The sequence below is a fragment of the Pseudomonas sp. NPDC096950 genome (genome assembly GCF_044762525.1).
Classification (GTDB): Bacteria; Pseudomonadota; Gammaproteobacteria; order Pseudomonadales; family Pseudomonadaceae; genus Aquipseudomonas.
Genome location: NZ_JBIWEL010000049.1, coordinates 1 through 5719 on the forward strand (window position 1 = coordinate 1; position 5719 = coordinate 5719).

The following is a 5719-nucleotide window of genomic DNA, read 5'->3' on the forward strand; positions in this document are numbered from 1 at the left end:
CCTGTTCATCGGCAAAGAGGAGGCGAGCCTACGCGAAATTCACGAAGCGTTGCAGCAGACATATTGCCGCACCATCGGCGCTGAATTCACGCACATCACCGATTCCGAGCAGCGCCACTGGTTCCAGCAGCGTCTGGAAAGCGTGCGCGGTCGTCCGACGTACTCCGCCGACATCAAGAGCCATTTGCTCGAACGCGTCACCGCCGGCGAAGGCCTGGAAAAATACCTGGGCACCAAATACCCGGGTACCAAGCGTTTCGGTCTGGAAGGCGGCGAGAGCCTGATTCCGATGCTCGACGAGTTGATCCAGCGTTCCGGCTCCTACGGCACCAAGGAAATCGTGATCGGCATGGCCCACCGTGGCCGTCTCAACGTGCTGGTCAACACCTTCGGCAAGAACCCGCGCGAGTTGTTCGACGAGTTCGAAGGCAAGAAGAAGGTCGAGTTGGGTTCCGGTGACGTTAAATATCACCAGGGTTTCTCGTCCAACGTCATGACCACCGGCGGTGAAGTTCACTTGGCCATGGCCTTCAACCCGTCCCACCTGGAAATCGTTTCTCCAGTGGTCGAGGGTTCGGTCCGTGCCCGTCAGGATCGTCGTAACGACCCTACCGGTGAAAAAGTCCTGCCGATCTCCATCCACGGTGACGCGGCATTCGCCGGTCAGGGCGTGGTGATGGAAACCTTCCAGATGTCGCAGACCCGCGGTTTCAAAACCGGCGGCACCGTGCACATCGTGATCAACAACCAGGTCGGTTTCACCATCAGCAACCCGCTGGACTCGCGTTCCACCGAGTACGCAACCGACGTCGCGAAAATGATCCAGGCGCCGATCCTCCATGTAAATGGTGATGATCCGGAAGCCGTATTGTTCGTGACCCAGCTGGCCATCGACTATCGCATGCAGTTCAAGCGTGACGTGGTAATCGACCTGGTCTGCTACCGTCGTCGCGGCCACAACGAAGCTGACGAGCCTAGCGGCACCCAGCCTCTGATGTACCAGCAGATCGCCAAGCAGCGCACCACTCGTGAGCTGTACGCCGAACGCCTGACCCAGGCCGGTGTGGTTGATGATGCACGCGTACAGGCCAAGATCGACGAATACCGCAACGCGCTGGACAACGGTCTGCATGTTGTGAAAAGCCTGGTCAAAGAGCCGAACAAAGAGTTGTTCGTGGACTGGCGTCCGTACCTGGGCCACGCCTGGACTGCACGTCACGACACGCGTTTCGATCTGAAAACCTTGCAGGAACTGTCTGCCAAGCTGCTGGAAATTCCAGAAGGCTTCGTGGTTCAGCGCCAGGTCTCGAAGATCTACGAAGACCGTCAGAAAATGCAAGTCGGCGGCCTGCCGATCAACTGGGGTTACGCCGAAACCATGGCGTACGCGACCCTGGCGTTCGAAGGTCACCCGATCCGCATGACGGGTCAGGACATCGGCCGCGGTACGTTCTCGCACCGCCACGCTGTGTTGCACAACCAGAAAGACACCGGCAGCTACATTCCGCTGCAGAACCTGTACAAAGGTCAGCCACGTTTCGACTTGTACGATTCGTTCCTGTCCGAAGAAGCCGTACTGGCGTTCGAATACGGTTACTCGACCACCACGCCTGAGGCGCTGGTGATCTGGGAAGCCCAGTTCGGCGATTTCGCCAACGGTGCCCAGGTGGTTATCGACCAGTTCATCACCAGTGGCGAGCACAAGTGGGGCCGTCTCTGCGGTCTGACCATGCTGCTGCCGCACGGTTATGAAGGTCAGGGTCCGGAGCACTCTTCGGCACGTCTGGAGCGTTACCTGCAACTGTGCGCCGAGCACAACATTCAGGTAGCGGTACCGACCACGCCGGCCCAGATCTACCACTTGCTGCGTCGTCAGGTGATTCGCCCGCTGCGCAAGCCGTTGATCGTTCTGACTCCGAAGTCGCTGTTGCGTCACAAGCTTGCCGTATCGACCCTGGAAGATCTGGCCGAAGGTTCGTTCCAGACCGTTATCCCGGAAATCGATGCACTGGACCCGAAAAAGGTCGAGCGCATTGTTCTGTGTAGCGGCAAGGTCTACTACGACCTGCTGGAAAAACGCCGTGCCGAAGGTCGTGATGACATCGCCATCGTGCGTATCGAGCAGCTGTACCCATTCCCTGAGGACGACTTGAACGAAGTCCTGGCTCCGTACACCAACCTCAAACATATCGTTTGGTGTCAGGAAGAGCCGATGAACCAGGGTGCCTGGTACTGCAGCCAACACCACATGCGCCGCATCGTGGGCAATCACAACAAGGCACTCGTTCTCGAGTACGCCGGCCGTGATGCTTCCGCTGCACCTGCTTGTGGTTATGCATCGATGCACGCTGAGCAGCAGGAAAAACTGTTGCAAGACGCCTTTACTGTTTAACGCCTTCGCGCACCTGAAACCGAATTTAAGGACCCACAGATAATGGCTATCGAAATCAAAGCCCCCACTTTCCCGGAATCGGTTGCCGATGGCACCGTTGCCACCTGGCACAAAAAACCAGGCGACGCCGTCAAGCGTGATGACCTGATCGTCGATATCGAAACCGACAAAGTGGTACTGGAAGTGTTGGCCACCGCCGACGGCGTGCTGGGCGCAATCGTCAAGAACGAAGGCGACACCGTTCTGTCCGACGAAGTCCTGGGCTCGATCGAAGAGGGCGGCGCTGCTGCTGCCGCTCCGGCTGCTGCCGCTGCTCCGGCCGCTGCACAAGCTGCTGCCCCGGCTGCCGAAGGCGAAGACGATCCTGTTGCTGCACCGGCTGCTCGCAAGCTGGCTGAAGAAAACGGCATCAACATCGCTTCCGTTGCCGGCACCGGCAAAGGCGGTCGTGTGACCAAGGAAGACGTCGTCGCCGCTGTTGCTGCCAAGAAAGCCGCTCCGGCTGCCGCACCTGCCAAGGCTGCCGCTCCGGCTGCCGCCGCTCCTGTGTTCGCCGCTGGCGACCGCATCGAGAAGCGCGTACCGATGACCCGCGTGCGGGCCACCGTTGCCAAGCGTCTGGTAGAAGCCCAGTCGAACATGGCGATGCTGACCACTTTCAACGAAGTCGACATGACCGAAGTCATGGCCCTGCGTTCGAAGTACAAGGACCTGTTCGAGAAGTCCCACAACGGCGTACGCCTGGGCTTCATGTCGTTCTTCGTCAAGGCTGCCACCGAAGCGCTGAAACGCTTCCCGGCTGTCAACGCGTCGATCGACGGTGCTGACATCGTTTACCACGGTTATGCCGACGTCGGCGTGGCTGTTTCCAGCGACCGCGGCCTGGTTGTACCGGTCCTGCGTAACGCCGAACTGATGAGCCTGGCTGAAATCGAAGGCGGCATCGCCGCTTTCGGCAAGAAGGCGCGTGACGGCAAGCTGTCGATGGACGAAATGACCGGTGGTACGTTCACCATCACCAACGGTGGTACCTTCGGTTCGATGATGTCGACTCCGATCGTCAACCCGCCGCAAGCGGCCATCCTGGGCATGCACAACATTTTGCAGCGCCCTATGGCGATCAACGGTCAGGTCGTTATCCGTCCGATGATGTACCTGGCTCTGTCCTACGATCACCGTCTGATCGATGGCAAAGAAGCTGTGACCTTCCTGGTTACCATCAAGAACCTGCTGGAAGACCCGGCTCGTTTGCTGCTGGATATCTGATAGAAGCGGCTGCAGGTTTCAGGTTTCAGGCTGCAAGCAATTGCAGCTTGGCCTGAGGCTTGCGGCTTCAAGCTTGTTGCCAAAAGAGGATTTTTTGAATGTCGCAGAAATTTGACGTAGTAGTGATCGGTGCGGGCCCTGGCGGCTACGTGGCTGCCATCAAAGCAGCGCAACTGGGTCTCAGCACTGCCTGCATCGAGAAATACACCGACAAGGAAGGCAAACTGGCTCTGGGCGGTACTTGCCTGAACGTCGGCTGCATTCCATCCAAGGCGCTGCTGGACAGCTCCTGGAAATACAAGGAAGCCAAAGAAGGCTTCGCGATCCACGGTATCAATCACGCTGGCGTGACCATGGACGTGGCAGCAATGGTTGGCCGTAAAGCCAACATCGTCAAAGGCCTGACCTCTGGCGTTGCTACCCTGTTCAAGGCTAACGGCGTTACTTCCCTGCAAGGCCACGGCAAACTGCTGGCCGGCAAGAAAGTCGAGCTGACCAAGCCAGACGGCACCGTTGAAATCATCGAAGCCGAGAACGTGATCCTGGCTTCCGGTTCGCGTCCGATCGACATTCCACCGGCTCCGGTTGACCAGAACGTCATCGTCGATTCGACCGGCGCACTGGAATTCGCGGCCGTACCTAAGCGTCTGGGCGTGATCGGCGCTGGCGTGATCGGTCTGGAACTGGGTTCGGTCTGGTCCCGCCTGGGCTCCGAAGTCGTGGTTCTGGAAGCGCTGGAGAAGTTCCTGCCAGCCGCTGACGAAGCTGTTTCGAAAGAAGCCTTCAAGACCCTGACCAAACAAGGTCTGGACATCAAGCTGGGCGCTCGCGTCACCGGTTCCAAAGTGAACGGCGACGAAGTCGTTGTGAACTACACCGATGCCAACGGCGAACAGAACATCACGTTCGACAAGCTGATTGTTGCCGTTGGTCGCCGTCCAGTGACCACCGAGCTGCTGGCAGCTGACAGCGGTGTGAACATCGACGAACGTGGTTTCGTTTTCGTTGACGACCAGTGCGCTACCAGCGTGCCGGGCGTTTACGCAATCGGTGACGTGGTTCGCGGCATGATGCTGGCGCACAAGGCGTCCGAAGAAGGCATCATGGTTGTAGAACGCATCAAGGGCCACAAAGCCCAGATCAACTATGACCTGATCCCGTCTGTTATTTATACTCACCCGGAAATCGCGTGGGTCGGTAAAACCGAGCAAACCTTGAAAGCTGAAGGCGTTGAAGTTAACGTCGGCACTTTCCCGTTCGCAGCCAGTGGCCGTGCCATGGCAGCCAACGACACCGGCGGTTTCGTGAAAGTCATTGCTGATGCCAAGACTGACCGCGTACTGGGCGTCCACGTGATTGGCCCGAGCGCTGCAGAACTGGTTCAGCAGGGCGCGATCGGTATGGAATTCGGCACCAGTGCCGAAGACCTGGGCATGATGGTTTTCTCCCATCCGACCCTGTCCGAAGCCTTGCACGAAGCTGCTCTGGCAGTGAATGGCGGCGCCATTCACATCGCCAACCGCAAGAAGCGTTAAGACAAGACAATAAGAAACCACGGCGGAAGGCCCGTCGTGAGCCTTGCGTGCAAGACTCACCGCGGAATGTCCGCCGGACGCAGCCTTGCGTAGTCTCACCGGTTATCCGGAACACCTACGCAAGCAGCAGTCACAGGTGGTGCGGCACTTGAACGAGTGCAGCACCGAATGCGCAGTACCTAACGAAGACGGTAATAAGCATGAATCTTCACGAGTATCAGGGTAAGCAGCTGTTCGCTGAGTACGGCCTGCCAGTATCCCAGGGTTTCGCCGTAGACACCCCGGAAGCAGCAGCAGAAGCGTGCGACAAAATCGGCGGGACCGAATGGGTTGTCAAAGCCCAGGTTCACGCAGGTGGTCGCGGTAAAGCGGGCGGCGTTAAGCTGGTTCGCAGCAAAGAAGACGCCAAAGCATTCGCTCAACAGTGGTTGGGCAAGCGTCTGGTGACTTACCAGACTGATGCCAATGGTCAGCCAGTCACCAAGATCCTGGTTGAATCGTGCACTGATATCGCTAACGAGCTGTA

General features: G+C 58.3%; 4 protein-coding genes. All 4 read left to right on the forward strand.

Annotation, left to right across the window (positions count from 1 at the left end):
- Positions 1 to 2392 (forward strand): 2-oxoglutarate dehydrogenase E1 component (locus tag ACIQY3_RS34090; protein ID WP_403029033.1); only part of this gene is annotated, 2392 nt, incomplete at its 5' end.
- A 42-nt stretch (positions 2393 to 2434) separates the two neighbouring features.
- Positions 2435 to 3658, forward strand: coding sequence for a 2-oxoglutarate dehydrogenase complex dihydrolipoyllysine-residue succinyltransferase (odhB, locus tag ACIQY3_RS34095; RefSeq protein WP_054049461.1), 1224 nt, complete (start codon positions 2435 to 2437; stop codon positions 3656 to 3658).
- 98 nt (positions 3659 to 3756) lie between these two features.
- A complete protein-coding gene (gene lpdA / locus ACIQY3_RS34100) occupies positions 3757 to 5193 on the forward strand; it encodes a dihydrolipoyl dehydrogenase (protein ID WP_403029037.1) in 1437 nt (478 codons plus the stop codon).
- Positions 5194 to 5393: 200 nt separating this feature from the next.
- Positions 5394 to 5719 (forward strand): ATP-grasp domain-containing protein (locus ACIQY3_RS34105; protein WP_403029039.1); only part of this gene is annotated, 326 nt, incomplete at its 3' end.